Annotated in this window: 13 protein-coding genes; 10 read left to right on the top strand and 3 right to left on the bottom strand. The window is 71.9% G+C overall.

Features of this window, described 5'->3' with window-relative positions; genetic code table 11:
* Positions 1-210: 210 nt before the first annotated feature.
* Positions 211-2,097, bottom strand: a complete 1,887-nt coding sequence (locus tag E1281_RS23975) for a glycoside hydrolase family 15 protein (protein ID WP_243717329.1) — start codon at positions 2,095-2,097, stop codon at positions 211-213.
* A gap of 333 nt (positions 2,098-2,430) precedes the next feature.
* Between E1281_RS23975 and ppdK the strand changes: the two genes are divergently transcribed.
* From ppdK to E1281_RS23945, 6 genes are all read left to right on the top strand, one after another.
* Positions 2,431-5,133, top strand: a complete 2,703-nt coding sequence (gene ppdK, locus E1281_RS23970; protein ID WP_131881840.1) for a pyruvate, phosphate dikinase — start codon at positions 2,431-2,433, stop codon at positions 5,131-5,133.
* A 126-nt stretch (positions 5,134-5,259) separates the two neighbouring features.
* Positions 5,260-6,048 carry a YdcF family protein gene (locus E1281_RS23965; RefSeq protein ID WP_131881838.1) on the top strand — a complete coding sequence of 263 codons (789 nt, stop codon included), beginning with the start codon at positions 5,260-5,262 and terminating at the stop codon, positions 6,046-6,048.
* A 75-nt stretch (positions 6,049-6,123) separates the two neighbouring features.
* A complete protein-coding gene (locus E1281_RS23960) occupies positions 6,124-7,407 on the top strand; it encodes a deoxyguanosinetriphosphate triphosphohydrolase (protein WP_131881836.1) in 1,284 nt (427 codons plus the stop codon).
* A 126-nt stretch (positions 7,408-7,533) separates the two neighbouring features.
* Positions 7,534-8,760: an FAD-dependent oxidoreductase gene (locus tag E1281_RS23955; protein WP_207943452.1), complete on the top strand. Its 1,227-nt coding sequence runs from the start codon at positions 7,534-7,536 to the stop codon at positions 8,758-8,760.
* A gap of 70 nt (positions 8,761-8,830) precedes the next feature.
* On the top strand, positions 8,831-10,018 hold the full coding sequence (locus E1281_RS23950; RefSeq protein WP_131881834.1) for an MFS transporter: 1,188 nt from the start codon (positions 8,831-8,833) through the stop codon (positions 10,016-10,018).
* Positions 10,019-10,096: 78 nt separating this feature from the next.
* Complete coding sequence (locus tag E1281_RS23945) at positions 10,097-10,549, top strand: GtrA family protein (RefSeq protein ID WP_243717331.1); 453 nt, start codon at positions 10,097-10,099, stop codon at positions 10,547-10,549.
* 19 nt (positions 10,550-10,568) lie between these two features.
* Here the strand turns inward: E1281_RS23945 and E1281_RS23940 are convergent, their stop codons facing one another.
* Positions 10,569-11,438, bottom strand: coding sequence for an LLM class F420-dependent oxidoreductase (locus tag E1281_RS23940; protein WP_131881832.1), 870 nt, complete (start codon positions 11,436-11,438; stop codon positions 10,569-10,571).
* Between the two features lie 141 nt (positions 11,439-11,579).
* On the opposite strand from E1281_RS23940, the gene E1281_RS23935 reads away from it, so the two are divergent.
* Positions 11,580-11,963, top strand: coding sequence for a MerR family transcriptional regulator (locus E1281_RS23935; protein ID WP_131881831.1), 384 nt, complete (start codon positions 11,580-11,582; stop codon positions 11,961-11,963).
* A 14-nt stretch (positions 11,964-11,977) separates the two neighbouring features.
* Here the strand turns inward: E1281_RS23935 and E1281_RS23930 are convergent, their stop codons facing one another.
* Positions 11,978-13,252 (bottom strand): ABC transporter ATP-binding protein, encoded by a 1,275-nt coding sequence (locus E1281_RS23930; protein WP_131881829.1) that lies wholly within the window; start codon positions 13,250-13,252, stop codon positions 11,978-11,980.
* 184 nt (positions 13,253-13,436) lie between these two features.
* Between E1281_RS23930 and dnaG the strand changes: the two genes are divergently transcribed.
* The 3 genes from dnaG to E1281_RS23915 form a co-directional block, all read left to right on the top strand.
* On the top strand, positions 13,437-15,320 hold the full coding sequence (gene dnaG, locus E1281_RS23925) for a DNA primase (protein WP_131881827.1): 1,884 nt from the start codon (positions 13,437-13,439) through the stop codon (positions 15,318-15,320).
* A 71-nt stretch (positions 15,321-15,391) separates the two neighbouring features.
* Positions 15,392-16,537 carry an RNA polymerase sigma factor RpoD gene (rpoD, locus tag E1281_RS23920; protein WP_131881842.1) on the top strand — a complete coding sequence of 382 codons (1,146 nt, stop codon included), beginning with the start codon at positions 15,392-15,394 and terminating at the stop codon, positions 16,535-16,537.
* 177 nt (positions 16,538-16,714) lie between these two features.
* On the top strand, positions 16,715-17,081 hold a 367-nt coding region (locus E1281_RS23915; RefSeq protein ID WP_131881825.1), incomplete at its 3' end, for a heavy metal-binding domain-containing protein.

The raw sequence follows: 17,081 nt of genomic DNA, 5'->3' as shown, positions 1-17,081 counted from the left end.
ACGGAGCGTTCTCCGCAGGGCCCGGCGGGTCGGGTGGGGCCCATCCGCCGGCCGGTTCGGAGTCGTTGTCAGCAGGAGGTGGCGTACTCACAGCCGCACGGTAAGCCGGAAATTTCGGCAAAAGGGGCATTTCCGGCGGTTGTCGCCGAGTTGTGATGGCGGGGCGCCGCGACGGGCCGCCCCCGGTCGCGGCGCCCCGCCATCACCGGGTCAGGCCAGCGGCGGCTGGGGTTCGTCGTTCTCGGCCCTGATCACCTGCATGACCGCGTTGATCAGGGCGAGGTGGGTGAAGGCCTGCGGGAAGTTGCCGAGATGGCGGCCCGTGTGCGGGTCGATCTCCTCCGAGTACAGCTGCAGCGGGCTGGCGTAGGACAGCAGCTTCTCGCACAGGGCACGCGCCCGGTCCAGCTCCCCGATCATCACCAGCGTGCTGACCAGCCAGAACGAGCAGATCGTGAACGTGCCCTCCTCCGTCTCGAAGCCGTCGTCGGTCTCCGAGGCCCGGTAGCGCAGGACGAGGTCGTCCTCCGACAGCTCGTCGGCGATGGCGAGGACGGTCTCGCGGACGCGCTTGTCGTCGGCGGGCAGGAAGCCGAGCATCGGGATCAGCAGGGCCGAGGCGTCCAGCGCCGTCGCGCCGTAGTGCGCGGTGAAGACGCCGCGCTCGTCCAGCGCGTTCGCCATCACGTCGGCGTGGATCTCGTCGGCGGCCGCCTGCCAGCGCCGTGCCCGGTCCTGGTCGCCGCGGACGCGGGCGAGGCGGGCGCCGCGGTCCGCCGCGACCCAGCAGAAGATCTTGGACGAGGTGAAGTGCTGCGGCTCGCCGCGCACCTCCCACATGCCGCAGTCCGGGGTCCGCCAGTTGGCGACGGCGTCCTCCACCTGCTTGATGATGATCTTCCAGAGCCGGTCGTCGAGCCGGTCCCGCTTGCGCACGAACAGGTAGATGGAGCCGATGATCGCGCCCCACACGTCGTGCTGCGCCTGCATGTACGCCTCGTTGCCGATGCGGACGGGGCGGGCGTTGTCGTAGCCGGTGAGGTGGTCGAGCGTGGACTCGGGCAGCTCCTCCCGCCCGTCCAGCCCGTACATGATCTGCAGCTTGCCCTCGGCGGCCTCGGCGACGTCGGTGATGAAGTAGAAGAAGTCGTTGGCCTCCCAGTCGTAGCCGAGCGTGTAGAACGCCCACAGCGCCATCGTGGAGTCGCGGATCCAGGTGTAGCGGTAGTCCCAGTTCCGGTCGCCGCCCGGCGCCTCCGGCAGCGACGTGGTCGCCGCCGCGGCCACCGCGCCCGACGGGGCGAACGTCAGCCCCTTCAGCGTCAGCGCGCTGCGCTGCAGGTGGCTGCGCCACGGGTGGTCGGGGAACCGGCCCCGGTCCAGCCAGTGCTGCCAGTGGTGGACGGTCCAGACGAGCCGTTCGTGCGCCTCCTCGTAGGACGACGGCGCCGCGTGCTCGCTCCACGACAGCGCCACGAACCGGGACTCGCCCTGCTTCAGCAGCGTCCGGGACGTGGCGAGCGACCCCTCGAACCCGACGTTCATGTCGGTGCTGAGCCGCAGGCCGACGCCGTTGCCGCGCGCGAGGGCCTCGTGGTACCCGGCCCCGGTGTGCTCCCAGCGGGCGGGCGTCTGGCCGTAGTCGAACACCGGCATGCAGTCGAGCCGCACTTGGACCTGCCCGTTCACGCACCGCACCATCCGCAGCAGGACGTGGTCGGCGTCGTAGTCCGTCGGGGCCCTGCGGTGCGTGTGGGACCGTTCCGTCTCGTGGTGCCACGGCCCCATCAGCAGGGCGTCCGTCACCACGAGCCAGCCCCCGTGCACCCACCAGGTGGTCTCCATCACCATGGTGCCGGGGATGTAGCGCTGCGCGGCGGGCACCTCGACGCCCGCCGGGCCGACCCGGAAGTACCCGGCGTCGCGGTCCAGGATCGACCCGAACACGCTCGGCGAGTCCATCCGCGGCAGGCACATCCACTCGATGTTGCCGCTCGGCGCGACCAGCGCGGTCGTCTCGCAGTCGGACAGGAACCCGAAATCGGCTATCGGGGCGAACGGATCCCCCGCCCGGCCGCCGGCGACCTTAGGCCTCACAACCTCACCTCCTTGATCCATCATTCCCTCTCCAGCGGGGTGGGTACGCCACCGTGTGCGGGGTGTTCCCCGGATGCTCCGTCCGGGCCGCGCCCCGCGCGCGAGCCGGTGTTCTCTGGGGGCGATCCCCAATGGAATAGACCACTATCTGGCATCTGACCTGGGATAACGCCCCTTGCCGCACCGGGCGCCGAGCAAGGCCGGGCTTCGCGGGTACAGTCCCGGCAAACAGGGCAGCGGACTCGTCGCGGCCTGCGGGAACGCGATGCCGCGCCCCGCCCCGGCGGGCTCGAGACTGCCACTGGGTGGAACCGGAGCGAGAAGGAGCTCCCCGTGCCGAAGTTCGTGTACGACTTCACTGAGGGAAACAAGGACCTCAAAGATCTGCTGGGCGGCAAGGGCGCCAACCTGGCCGAGATGACCAACCTCGGACTGCCCGTGCCTCCCGGGTTCACGATCACCGCGGAGGCCTGCCGGTACTACCTCGAGCACGGGAACCTGCCCGAGGGGCTGGCGGACGAGGTGAACGCGCACCTGGCCGGCCTCGAGTCCGCGATGGGCAAGAAGCTCGGCCAGAGCGACGACCCGCTGCTGGTCAGCGTGCGTTCCGGCGCCAAGTTCAGCATGCCCGGAATGATGGAGACCGTCCTCAACGTCGGTCTCAACGACGAGTCCGTGCACGGTCTCGCCGCGCAAGCGGGGGACGAGCGGTTCGCGTGGGACTCCTACCGCCGCCTGATCCAGATGTTCGGCAAGACCGTCCTGGACATCGACGGCGACCTGTTCGAGGACGCCGTCGAGGAGGTCAAGCGGGCCCGCGGCAGCGACGACGACGCCGACCTCACCGCCGGGGACTTCGAGGAGCTGGTGGGCCGCTTCAAGACGATCGTCCGGGAGCGGGCGGGCCGGGACTTCCCGACCGACCCGCGCGAGCAGATGGACATGGCCGTGGCTGCGGTGTTCGACTCGTGGAACGCCGACCGCGCGGTGCTCTACCGCCGCCAGGAGCGCATCCCCGTCGACCTCGGCACGGCCGTCAACATCTGCTCGATGGTGTTCGGCAACATGGGCATGGACTCCGGGACGGGCGTCGCCTTCACCCGCGACCCCGCGTCCGGGCAGCAGGGCGTCTACGGAGACTACCTGCAGAACGCCCAGGGCGAGGACGTCGTCGCCGGCATCCGCAACACCGTCGCGCTGACGGAGCTGGAGCGGATCGACAAGGCGTCCTACGACCGGCTTCTCGAGATCATGGAGACGCTGGAGAACCACTACCTCGACATGTGCGACATCGAGTTCACGATCGAGCGCGGGAAGCTGTGGATGCTGCAGACCCGGGTCGGCAAGCGGACCGCCGCCGCGGCGTTCCGCATCGCCTGCCAGCTCCTCGACCAGGGGCTCATCGACAAGGACGAGGCCGCCCGCCGCGTCACCGGCGACCAGCTCGCGCAGCTGATGTTCCCCCGCTTCGCCAGCCGGGTCGAGGGCGTCCGGAAGCTGACCAAGGGCATGAACGCCTCGCCCGGCGCGGCCGTCGGCAAGGTCGTGTTCAACTCCGAGCGGGCGGTGGAACTCGCCGGGCGGGGCGAGGACGTCATCCTCGTCCGCCGCGAGACCAACCCCGACGACCTCGCCGGCATGGTCGCCGCCAGGGGCGTCCTGACGTCCCGGGGCGGCAAGACCTCGCACGCCGCCGTCGTCGCCCGCGGCATGGGCAAGACCTGCGTTTGCGGAGCCGAGGAGCTGGACGTCGACGTCAAGGCCGGGCGGTTCACCGCGCCCGGCGGAGTGACGGTCGGCGAGGGCGACGTCATCTCCATCGACGGGACGACGGGGGAGGTGTACCTCGGCGAGGTCCCCGTCGAGGACTCGCCCGTCGTCCAGTACTTCGAGGGCGAGCTGTCCGCCGAGGAGGGCGGCGACCTCGTCAAGGCCGTCGACCGTGTCATGACGCACGCCGACTCGCGGGCCGCGCTGAAGGTCCGCGCGAACTCCGACAACGCCGAGGACTCCGCGCGGGCGCGCCGGTTCGGCGCCGCCGGCATCGGGCTGTGCCGCACCGAGCACATGTTCCTCGGCGACCGCCGGCGGCTCATCGAGAAGCTCGTCCTCGCCGCGGACGGCACGGAGCGCCAGGCCGCGCTGGACGCCCTGGAGCCGCTCCAGCGGAGCGACTTCGAGGGCATCTTCGAGGCCATGGACGGACTGCCGGTGACGATCCGGCTGATCGACCCGCCGCTGCACGAATTCCTCCCCGACATCACCGAGCTGTCGGTCAGGGTCGCGCTGGCGGGTGACGACGCCGACGCCAAGGACCGGAGACTGCTCGAAGCAGTCAACCGACTGCACGAGCAGAACCCTATGCTGGGCCTGCGCGGCGTGCGGCTCGGTTTGGTGATTCCGGGACTGTTCGGCATGCAGGTGCGCGCGATCGCCGAGGCCGCGGCGGCGCGGCGCGCCGCGGGCGGCGACCCGCGCCCGGAGATCATGATCCCGCTCGTCGGGGCCGTCCAGGAGCTGGAGGCGGTCCGCGACGAGGCCCGCGCCATCCTGGACGACGTCAGGGAGGCCACCGGGGCCGACGTCCCCGCGCTGATCGGCACCATGATCGAGCTGCCGAGGGCCGCGATGACCGCCGGGCAGATCGCCGAGGCCGCCGAGTTCTTCTCCTTCGGCACCAACGACCTCACGCAGACCACGTGGGGCTTCTCCCGCGACGACGTCGAGGCCGCGTTCTTCGGCCGCTACCTGGAGCTGGGCATCTTCGGGGTGTCCCCGTTCGAGACCCTCGACCGCGACGGCGTCGGGCGGCTCGTCCGCATCGCCGCCGAGGAGGGCCGCGAGGCGCGTCCCGGGATCAAGCTCGGCATCTGCGGCGAGCACGGCGGCGACCCCGACTCGGTGCACTTCTGCCACGAGGTCGGGCTCGACTACGTGTCCTGCTCGCCGTTCCGCATCCCGGTCGCCCGGCTGGAGGCCGGACGCGCCGCGATCCAGGCGTCGGGCGGCGGTTCCGGGGGCGGCGACAGCCGGTGACGGTCCCGGCGGCCGTCCCCCGGCCTGCGCGCGGGGACCGGCCGCCGGCCCGGACGTGGCGTGCGGCACGCCGGGTTCGGGAACTTCCCACGCCCGCCGCGCCATCTAACTAACGTGTCCCAAGCGATGACGTTGGAAATGGAAGTGCCGGAGACCGGGGACCCCGACCAGGCCGAGCCCGCCGGGCGGAAGCGTCGGCGGCGCAGAAGACCGCTCTGGCTCACGGTGCCGCTGTACGTCGTCCTCGGGCTGCTCGCCGTCACCGTGCTGACGCCCCTCGCCGTCGGGGGGCGGGTCTGGCACCAGGCCCGCCAGGACGAGCGGCCCAAGTCGGACGCGATCGTCGTCCTGGGCGCCGCCCAGTACAACGGGAAGCCGTCCCCGACCCTGCAATGGCGGCTCCAGCACGCCCTCGACCTCTACCGGGAGGGCGTCGCGCCCGCCATCGTCACCGTCGGCGGCAAGGCCCCCGGTGACAACTTCACGGAGGCGGGCGCCGGCCGCGCCTGGCTGATCGAGGAGGGCGGGGTGCCCGCCGCCAAGGTCTTCGCGGTGCCGGTCGGGCGCGACACGCTCGAAAGCATGCGGGCCCTCGGCAAGGAGTTCGACCGGCACCACTGGTCGTCCGGCGTGATCGTCACCGATCCGTGGCACGGGCTGCGGTCGAAGAAGATGGCCGCGGACCACGGCGTCGAGGCGGCCGCCTCGCCGACCCGCAGCGGCCCCAGCGTCCAGACCCGCGAGACCCAGTTCCAGTACATCGTCCGCGAGACCGGGGCGTACCTGTCGTACGTGCTGCTGGGCAGGAGCGTGCAGGTGCCGGACGAGACCGTCAGGCGCATTCACATCGACCCGTCCGTCCGGCCGTCCTCGCAGCCGTCCTCGCAGCCGTCCGATCCGCCGCCGAGCCGCTGACACCGGGCCCCGCCGCCGCGGCCCTCCCCGAAGGTCAACGGAACGTCATCGCGCCCGCATACCCTGGACAGGGACATGACGATCACCTTCACTCACGGCGGCTCCGGCCGCTACACCGCCCGCGACGGGCGGCGCTGGGCGCCCGAGCCCGCCAAGCGGCGCGACCGGACGGCCTTCGAACGCGACCGCGCCCGCGTCCTGCACAGCGCGGCCCTGCGGCGGCTGGCCGCCAAGACGCAGGTCGCCTCGCCCGGTGCGGACGCCGGCACCGACACCGTGCAGAGCCTGCGCACCCGGCTGACCCACTCGCTCGAATGCGCCCAGGTCGGCCGCGAACTGGGCAAGTCCCTCGGCTGCGACCCCGACCTGGTCGAGACGGCGTGCCTGGCGCACGACATCGGGCACCCGCCGTTCGGGCACAACGGCGAATCCGCCCTGGACGTCGTCGCACGCGACTGCGGAGGGTTCGAGGGCAACGCGCAGAGCCTGCGCGTCCTGACCCGGCTGGAGCCCAAGTCGTTCGCCCCCGGCGGCCCGCCGCTGCACGGACGCAGCGTCGGCCTCAACCTGACCCGTGCCGCCCTGGACGCCTCGATGAAGTACCCCTGGACCCAGGCGGATGCGGTCAACGGGAAGTTCGGCGTGTACCCGGACGACGTCGACGTCGCGCACTGGGTACGCGAGGGCGTCGAACCCGGCCGCACATGCTTCGAGGCCCAGGTCATGGACTGGAGCGACGACGTCGCCTACTCCGTCCACGACCTGGAGGACGCGCTGGTCGCCGGGCACATCGACTTCGCCCGCCTCGCCGATCCCGCCGAGCGCCGCCTGGTCGCCGCCACCGCGGTCAAGCTGTACTGCCCCGGCGGCGACCCGGCCGAGCTGGCGGAGCGCTTCACCGGGCTGCTCGCCGAGCCGTACTGGCCCGACCGGTACGACGGGACGCCGCGCAGCCTGGCCGCCCTCAAGAACCTCACCAGCACCCTGATCGGCAGGTTCTGCGTGGCCGCCGAGACCGCCACCCGCGAGGCCTACGGCGACCGCCCGCTGACCCGGTACGCGGCGGAGCTGATCGTCCCGCGCGCCCAGCGGCTGGAGAACGCCCTGCTCAAGGGCATCACCGCCCACTACGTGTGGATCAGCCACGAGGAGGTCAGGGCCCGGCAGCGGACGCTGATCACCGAGCTGGCCGAGATGACGCTGGCCGGCGCGCCCGGGACCCTCGAACCCGGTTTCCGCGCCGCGTTCGAGGACGCCGGCGACGACGCGGGCCGGCTCCGCGCGGTGATCGACCAGGTCGCCTCGCTGACCGACCTTTCCGCGATGGCCCGGCACCGCATGCTGGAGGACGCCTCCTGACCGCCGCCGGCGGCATTTCCGGGCCGATCGCCGGGTGGAATATGCCTCGACGCGCCCGACGGTGACCCTTGTCTCACTACAGACCGCGCTGTAGGGATGGCTACAGGTCAACTACTGGAGGTCGCCATGCCCGAGGAGACGTTCGTCATCGCCGGTGCCAGCCTGGCGGGTGCCAAGGCGGCGGAGACGCTCCGCGAGGAAGGCTTCGCGGGCAGAGTGCTTCTGATCGGGGACGAGATCGAGCGGCCGTACGAGCGGCCTCCGCTTTCCAAGGGCTTCCTCCTGGACCGGGAGCCTCGCGAGAAGGCCCACGTCCACGAGGCCGACTGGTACGACAAGCACGACGTGGAACTGCGGCTCGGCGCCTCCGTCGCCGCCGTCGACCGGGACGCCCACCAGGTGCGCCTGTCCACGAAGGAGCCGATCGGGTACAGCAGGCTGCTCCTGGCGACGGGCGCGTCCCCGCGGCGGCTGGAGGTGCCCGGGTCGAAGCTGCAGGGCATCCACTACCTGCGGACGATGGGGGACTCGGCGGCGCTGAAGCAGGCCCTCGCGCACGGCGGGCGCCGGGTCGTGGTGGCCGGGGCGGGCTGGATCGGGCTGGAGGCGGCGGCCGCCGCCCGCACCCACGGCAACGACGTGGCGGTCATCGAGCCGGAGCCGACGCCGCTGCACGCCGCGCTGGGCCCCGAGCTCGGCGGGATGTTCGGCGACCTGCACCGCGAGCACGGCGTCGACCTGCGGCTCGACCAGGGCGTCGCCGGTTTCTGGGGCGCCGGGCAGGTGTCGGCGGTCGTCACCTCCGGCGGCGCCGAGGTGCCCGCGGACGTCGTGGTCGTCGGCATCGGGGTCCGGCCCAACACCGCGCTCGCGGAGGAGGCCGGGCTGGAGGTCTCCGACGGGATCCTCGTCGACCAGTCGCTGCGCACCTCGGACCCCGACATCTTCGCGGCCGGGGACGTCGCCAACGCCTACAACCCCCTGCTCGGACGCCGCGTCCGCGTGGAGCACTGGGCGAACGCCCTGAACGGCGGGCCCGCCGCCGCCCGCGCCATGCTCGGGCAGGACGTCGCCTACGACCGGGTCCCGTACTTCTTCAGCGACCAGTACGACCTGGGCATGGAGATGTCGGGCGTCGCGTCGCCGGGGGAGTACGACGAGGTGGTGTACCGCGGGGACGCCGCCTCCCGGGAGTTCATCGCCTTCTGGCTGTCCGGCGGCCGGGTGGTCGGCGGGATGAACGTCAACGTCTGGGACGTCACCGGGGAGATCCAGGCCCTGATCCGGTCCGGGCGCCAAGTGGACGCCGCCCGCCTCGCCGACCCGGGCGTCCCCCTGGCCGACCTGGCCTGACGCGGTGCGGCGGTGACCGGCCGCCGGGAGCCCGTGCCGCGCGGTCCGTAAGGCGCGTACTGTCTCCCGGGTGGTGACGGACAAGATCGCGGCTCTCGGCCGGGCACGGGTCGCCGTGACGGTGGCGTTCGCCGCGCACGGACTGCTCGCCGCCGCCTGGGTCGTCCGCATTCCGCAGATCAAGGAGCATCTGGGGCTGAGCGAGGGCTCGATGGGCGTCGCCCTGCTCGGCGCCCCCGTCGGCGTCGTGGTCGCCGTGCGCTTCGCGGGACGGATCATCGCGAGCCGGGGCAGCAGGGCGACGACGATCGCCGCCGGCATCGCCTGCGCGGCGTCGCTGGTCCCGCTCGGGCTCGCCTGGAACCTGGGCGCGCTGACCCTGGCCCTGCTGCTGCTCGGCGCCTCGCTCGGGCTGATGGACGTGGCGATGAACGCCCAGGGGGTGGCCGTGGAACGCGGCTACGGGCGGCCGCTGATGTCCGGCCTGCACGGCGCGTACAGCATCGGGACGCTGGTGGCCGCGCTGGCCGGCTCGGCTGCGGCGCAGGCGGGCGTGCCCGTCCCGCTGCACCTGGCGGCGGCGGCCGTGGCGCTGGCGGCGCTGATGGCGGTCGGCTGCCGTGGCCTGCTGGACCGCTCGGCCGACGCCGTCCCCGTGCCCGCGGAGCCGCCCGCGGCGGGGGAGCGGGCACCCGCCGCCGCGCCGTCGTCCCGGTGGCTGCTGGTCATGCTCGGGGTCATCGGGCTGTGCTCGTTCGTCGGCGAGGGCGCCATGGCCGACTGGAGCGCGATCTACCTGCGGGAGGACCTCGGCACCGGGCCCGGCGTCGCCGGCCTCGGCTACGCCGGGTGCGCGGTGGCGATGACGGTCGGCCGGCTCGCCGGCGACAGGGTCGTCGCCCGGTTCGGCCCCGTTCCGGTCCTGCGGGCCGGGTCGCTGACCGCCGCGCTCGGCCTCGGGCTCGGCCTCGCCGCGGGCCATCCGGCGGCGGCCGTGTGCGGCTTCACGATCTTCGGCCTGGGCGCCGCCGTCGTGGCGCCCGTCACGTTCAGCGCGGCCGGCAACATCCCCGGCGTCCCCGCCGCGGCGGGGATCTCCCGGGTCACCGGGGTGGGCTACCTCGGACTGCTCGGCGGCCCGCCCGTCATCGGGTTCGTCGCGCAGGGCGTGGGGCTCGGGTGGGCGCTGGCGGTCCCCGTCGGGCTGGTCGGCCTGATCGTCCTGCTGGCTCCCGCGACCGCCACGGCGGAGTCCTGAGGGAGGCTGTTGATCTTTTGCCGGGGTTGGGCCATTCGTATATGTCCTAGTCAGGTAAGGTCTGGGCGAGTGAGCACCATGCAGCGGTCCAGGCCGGTCAAAACGGTTGAAACCGCCCCGGCGTACCGGACGTTCCTCGGCGAGCTCCTCAGCTTCGGCTTCGTCGGGGTCGTCGGCACGCTGATCATGGTCTTCGGTGCCAACCTCATGCGCGCGTGGCTCGGCGGCAGCCCCATCACGAGCGTCGTCATCCCCACCGTGGTGTCCACGCTGGCCTCCTACCTCCTCAACCGGTTCTGGGTGTTCCGCCACCGCGACAGCGACGGCTCCGGCCGCGAGCTGGCGGTCTTCTTCGCGCTGAACGGCGTGGGCCTGCTGATCCAGGTGCTCTGCACCGGCTTCACGTACTACACGCTCGGGCTGCACGGCGGAGTCGGCTTCAACGCCGGGCTGCTGGCGGGCGTCGCGTTCGGCGCCGGGTTCCGCTACTGGTCGTACAAGAAGTGGGTCTTCACCCCGTCGGCGGCCTGAGGCCCCGCCGTCCGGCGCCTCACCGTCCCGCGGGGACGATCTCCCCGGTCCGGGCCAGGGCCTCGCCGAGGACGCCCGCCAGGTCCTGGCCGGCGCCCTGGGAGAAGATCGCGTGGTCGATGCCGCTCTCCGCGAGGCGTCCGACGGTGTCCGCGACCTCGTCCGCCGACGGCGTGCCCGTGAAGTAGCCGAGCGAGGTCTTCTCGATCTCGGCGAAGTCGCGGCTCTCGCGCTCGCAGTGCCCGCGCAGCACGTCCAGCTTGTGAGGCAGTTCGTCGCCGTCGAACAGGTTGCACGCGTCCGCGTACCGGGCGACGAGCCGAAGCGTCCTCTTCTCCCCGCCGCCGCCGATCAGGATCGGCGGATGCGGCCGCCGCAGCGCGGGCGGCGAGTTCAGCGGCCGCTCCAGCGTGTAGTGCCCGCCCCGGAACGCCGACTCGTCGCCCTTCCACATCCGGTGGGCGATCTCCAGCGTCTCCTCCAGCCGCTCGAACCGCTCCGCCACCGGCGGGAACGGGGTGCCGAGCCCCCGCGCCTCCTGCTCGTACCAGGCGGCGCCGATGCCCAGCCAGGCCCGTCCGCCCGACAGCACGTCCAGTGTCGTCACGGTCTTGAGCAGGATGCCGGGATGCCGGTAGGTGACGCCGGTGACCATCGTGCCGAGCGTGATCCGCTCGGTCAGCGCGGCGGCGTACGCGAGCGCGGAGTAGCTCTCCAGCATCGGATCCTCCGGGGGACCCACCATGTCGATCTGGAAGAAGTGGTCCATGACCCACAGCGAGTCCAGCCCCGCCTGGTCGGCCTCCCGGGCCATGCGGCCGTAGGTCGGGCCGATTTGCTCGGGTCCGCCGGGGAAGGTGAAGCTCGGTATCTGGAGGCCGACGCGCATGAAGATTTCCTCTCGTCCCGGTTCTCGTCCGCGGGGCCTTACCCCCGCGGGCGTTCCCCACTCTGCGGCCTGGAGCGCGCTCCAGGTCAAACTGCTCCGCATCGTTGACCTGGAGTGCACTCCAGGTGGGATTCTGGGGACGTGAGCGCCTACTCTCCCGCCCAGACCGCCGAGAAGAGCGGCTTCAGCATCGACACGCTGCGCTACTACGAGAAGATCGGGCTGCTTCCCGGCATCGCCCGGAACGCGTCGGGGCGGCGCGTCTTCAGCGACGACGACCTGCAGTGGCTCGGGATGCTGCGGTGCCTGCGCGAGACCGGCATGCCGATAGCCGAGATGCTGCGGTACACGGAGCTGGCCCGCGGCGGGACCGGGACGGTCGCGGAGCGGCTGGAGCTGCTGCAGGACCACGACCGCCGGGTGGAGGCGCGGATCGCCAGGCTGCGCGAGCAGCAGGAGCACATCCAGTGGAAGATCCGCCTCTACAGCGGCGGGGTCCGGGCGGGCGCGGGCCGGCCCGCCTGACCGCCCGGCGCGGACTACCGGTGGACGGGCGTGACGCGGTGGCCGTCGGCGCCGAAGAACAGGACGCGGCTCAGATCGACGCGCAGCGCGACATGGTCGCCGCGCTGCGGCCGGTTGCCCGGCGCGATGCGGAACACCAGGTCGGAGCGGCGGTGGTGGCCGGCGTGCTCCTCGACCGGCGGGTCGTCGCGGACCGGCCCGCCGAGCAGCGTCCGCAGCCTGCCGCGCATGCCGGGGCGCCCGGGGTCGCGGGGCTCGGGCGGCGGCGGCCGCCCCACCTCGGCCGCGTCGGCGGTGGGGACGCCCGCCTCGGCGTAGGCGAGCCACTCGTGCCCGTGGAACTCCATCGCGCGGATCCGGCCGGACAGGGTGGTGCCGGGCGGCGCCGGCGAGCCCGGCGTGACCGGCAGCAGCGTGTCGGGGCGGACTCCGACGATCACGGACCGGCCGTGGTGGCTGATCAGCGACGACGCCCGGGGATCGTTCCACGGGACGCTCAGCCGCTGGGAGCCGAAGTCGAGCACCAGCCCCTCGCCCTCGACGGCCCAGAGGGTGGCCTGCAGCAGGTTGATCGGCGGCGAGCTGAGGAACGCGGCCACGAACACCGTCGCCGGGTCCTCGTAGATCTGCTCCGGGGTTCCGACGTCCTCCAGCAGCCCGTCGCGCAGCACCGCCATCCGGTCGGCCATCGTCATCGCCTCGACCTGGTCGTGCGTGACGTAGACGGTCGTGGTCCCCGTCGAGCGCACCAGGGCGGTGATCTCGATGCGCAGTTCGGTGCGCAGTCCCGCGTCCAGGCTCGACAGCGGCTCGTCCATCAGGAACAGCGACGGCTCGCGGATCAGCGCCCGCCCGATCGCCGCGCGCTGCCGCTGGCCGCCCGAGAGCGTGCCCGGCAGCCGGTCGATCATGGAGTTGATGCCGAGCGCGCGGGCCAGCTCGACGACCTTGGCGCCGGCCTCGGCGCGGTCGTCGCCCGACACCTCCAAGGGGAACATCATGTTGCCCTTGACCGTGCGGTGCGGGTAGAGGGCGCCCTCCTGGAACACCATGGCCACGTTCCGCTCGCGCGGCGCGAGCCCGTTGGCGACGGATCCGTTCAGCCACAGGTCGCCGGTGGTGACCTCCTCCAGCCCGGCGATCATGCGCAGGACGGTGGACTTGCCGCAGCCCGACGGCCCGAGCAGGACGAACAGCTCACCCTCGTCGATCCGCAGACGGAGGTCGCGGACGGCGACCTGCCCACCCGGGTACACCTTCTCGACGCCGTCGAGCACAACATCCGTCATCGGGTCCGCCTGATGTGAGCGAAATCTCGGTCAGTCATCACATCGCGCGACGGTACGGGTTGTCCAGAGTGATCGAGGCGCCGCCGCCCGCCGACCCGGCCGGGTCCGGCCACGGCGGGCGGGGCGCGGACCGGTTCGGGCGTCGGGCGCCGGATGTCGCGGCCCCGCCGTAGACTCCTTCGTCGTGGCAGGCCGGATTCGCAATGAGGACATCGCGCTGGTGCGGGAGCGCTCGTCGATCGCCGACGTGATCGGCGACTACCTGCAGCTCCGCAACGCGGGCGGGGACAATCTCAAGGGGCTCTGCCCGTTCCACGACGAGAAGTCGCCGTCGTTCAACGTGACGCCCTCGCGGGGGCTGTACTTCTGCTTCGGCTGCGAGGCGGGCGGCGACGTCATCAAGTTCGTCCAGGAGATGGAGCACCTCTCGTTCTCGGAGTCGGTGGAGCGGCTCGCGGCCCAGGCCGGGATCCAGCTCCGCTACGAGGACGGCGGCGGGCGCGGCCCCCGGCAGGACGGCGGGCAGCGCGCCCGGCTGATCGAGGCGCACAAGGCGGCCGCCGAGTTCTACACCGCGCGCCTGGACTCCGACGAGGGCGCGATCGCCCGCACGTTCCTGGCCGAGCGCGGCTTCGAGGCCGCCGACGCGGCCCGCTTCGGGGTCGGTTTCGCGCCCCGCGAGTGGGAGGGCCTCGTCCGGCACCTGCGCGGGCGCGGCTTCGCCGACCGCGACATCATCGCGGGCGGGCTGGCCAAGGAGGGGCGGCGCGGCCCGATGGACCGGTTCCGCGGCCGGCTGATGTGGCCGATCCGCGACCTGAGCGGCGACGTCATCGGGTTCGGCGCCCGCAAGCTCTACGAGGACGACGACGGCCCCAAGTACCTGAACACCCCCGAGTCGCCGCTGTTCCACAAGGGGTCGGTGCTGTACGGGGCCGACCTGGCGAAGAAGGAGATCGCGCGGCGGCGGCAGGCCGTGGTGGTCGAGGGCTACACCGACGTGATGGCCTGCCACCTGGCGGGCGTCCCGACGGCGATCGCGACGTGCGGGACGGCGTTCGGCGACGACCACATCAAGGTGCTGCGCCGGCTGCTGATGGACCAGGACGAGTTCCGCGGCGAGGTGATCTTCACCTTCGACGGCGACGCCGCCGGGCAGAAGGCGGCGCTGCGCGCGTTCGAGGGCGAGCAGAAGTTCGTCACGCAGACGTTCGTGGCCGTCCAGCAGGACGGCCTCGACCCGTGCGACCTGCGGGTCAGGCACGGCGACGCGGCGGTGCGCGACCTGGTCGCCTCCCGGCTTCCCCTGTTCGAGTTCAAGGTGCGCAGCGCGATCGAGCAGCACGACCTCGACACGGTCGAGGGCCGGCTGGCGGCGCTGGACGCCGCGGCGCCGGTCGTCGCGTCCATCAAGGACCGCTCGCTCCGGCACGGGTACACGGTCAGCCTCGACCGCTGGCTCGGCATCATGGACGAGCAGTTCGTGCTGCGCCGCGTCCGCGAGCTGGCGGCGCGGCGGAACGGACGCGCCCACGGGGGCAACGGGCGCGGCGGCGAGGCCCCGGCGGCGCCCGAGCGTCCGGCGTTCGATCCGAACGATCCCGAGGTGCAGCGGGAGCGGGAGCTGCTGAAGCTGGCCGTCCAGCGCCCGGCACTGCTCGGGCCGGTGTTCGACGAGGTCCCGGCCGAGGCGTTCATCGCGCCGCCGCACGCCGCGGTGCGCGTGGTCATCGCGGAGGCCGGCGGCGTCACGGCCGCGGGCACCGTCACCGAATGGGTCGCCCACCTGCTGGAACGGGCACCGAACGACCAGGTGAGAGAGCTGATCACCAGATTCGGGGTGGAGCCGGCCCGGTCCGCCCAGGAATCGGATGACCGTTATGCCGTGGAACTGCTCGCCCGAATACAGGAACGCCAGCTCACCCGCATGATCGCCGACGTGAAATCTAAACTCGGACGGCTGAATCCGGTCGAGGCGCCCGAGGAGTACCAGCGGCTCTTCGGCGATCTTGTCGCGCTTGAGCAGCAGCGACGGGTGTTGCGGGAGCGAGGGCTCGGATCACAGTAAGTGAAGGGACCGCAAAATAGGTCCTGTGATCTAGCCCCGGTTTGACGCAGACTGTCTGCGTGGGCCCTTCGGTGCTGCCAAGCGAGGCGCCATCGGTTGATCAGGTGGCGGACCTCGTCGCACGTGGCAGAGAACGCGGCGGTGTGACCGTCGAGGACGTCGCTGCCGCGCTCGATCGCTCGGACTTGCCGGACGACTCCCTGGAAAGGGTCGTCCGGATGCTCGCAGAGCAGGGGGTGGAGGTCCTCGAGTCTCAGCAGGAGACCGAGGACGTCACGCGAGTGGACGAGGGTGACCTCGGCAAGCGGGCGCCGACGAGCGACCTGGTTCGGATCTACCTGAGAGAGATCGGTCGCGTACCGCTTCTCACGGCAGAAGATGAAGTAGAACTCGCGAAATCGATCGAGGCGGGACTGTTCGCCGAGGAGAAGATGGCGCGTACCGCCGTCCTCGCCCGCGGCGAGCTGCTCGACCTCGAACTGCTCTCCCGCGAGGGTGCGCGGGCGAAGCAACGCCTGATCGAGGCCAACCTGCGGCTGGTGGTCTCGATCGCGAAACGCTACGTGGGCCGGGGAATGCTCTTCCTCGACCTGATTCAGGAGGGAAATCTCGGACTGATCCGTGCGGTCGAGAAATTCGACTACACCAAGGGGTTCAAGTTCTCGACCTACGCCACCTGGTGGATCCGGCAGGCGATCACCCGGGCGATCGCCGACCAGGCCCGGACGATCCGCATCCCGGTGCACATGGTGGAGACGATCAACAAGCTGGTCCGGGTGCAGCGGCAGATGCACCAGGATCTCGGCCGTGAACCCACCCCCGAGGAGATCGGCCTGGAGATGGGGCTGTCGCCCGTCCGGGTCATCGAGATCCAGCGGATCGCGCAGGAACCGGTGTCGCTGCAGTCGCCGATCGGCGAGGAGGACTCCGACCTCGGCGACTTCATCGAGGACTCGGACGCCGTCGTGCCCATCGAGGCCGCGGCGTTCATCCTTCTCCAGGACCAGCTGGAGGACATCCTGGGCACCCTCTCGGAACGGGAGCAGCGCATCATCCAGCTGCGCTTCGGCCTGACCGACGGGCATCCGCGCACACTGGAGGAGGTCGGCAGGGAGTTCGGCGTGACGAGGGAACGGATCCGCCAGATCGAGTCCAAGACCCTCGCCAAGCTGCGCCACCCGTCACGCGCCCAGATGCTGAAGGAGTATCTCGACTAACCGTCCTCCAGCCCCCACCCACCACCTTTCAATGGACGAGCTCCGCTCGACTAACCGTCCTCCATCCACTGCACCGACCGCCCTTCCGGCCGCGCGCCGGGAGGGCGGTGGCATGCGGGCGCCCCTTCTCTCGCGGTTGCGTCGCAATCGTCCGAGACGTCATCTACCGTGGTGGGCATGCTGATCCTGACGACTGACGGCGTGGCGGGGTACGACATCAGGAGTGTGCTCGGAGAGGTCCTCGGCACGGCCGTCCAGGCCGACCAGGCCGCCGCGCCGCAGCCCGGCCACGGCGGGAGCAGCGCCACGTTCCGGGTGACGGGGGAGCAGCCGTCGGTGGGCCTGTCCGCGGCCCGCCGCGAGGCGGTCGACCGGCTCCGCGAGGAGGCGCGCCGCATGGGCGCGAACACGGTGGTCGGCATGCGTTTCGACACCGCCGCGATCGGCGGCGGCGTGGAGGTCTGCGCCTACGGGACGGCCGTCTGGGCCGAGCCGGCCCAGGCCCGCGAGCAGGCCCCCCAGCAGCAGCCGCACCCCCAGAAGC

This window comes from Actinomadura sp. KC345, assembly GCF_004348515.1.
In the GTDB taxonomy this organism is placed as follows: domain Bacteria; phylum Actinomycetota; class Actinomycetes; order Streptosporangiales; family Streptosporangiaceae; genus Spirillospora.
The sequence above is the reverse complement of the archived record's forward strand: the minus strand, read 5'-3'. Positions and strand labels throughout refer to the sequence as shown.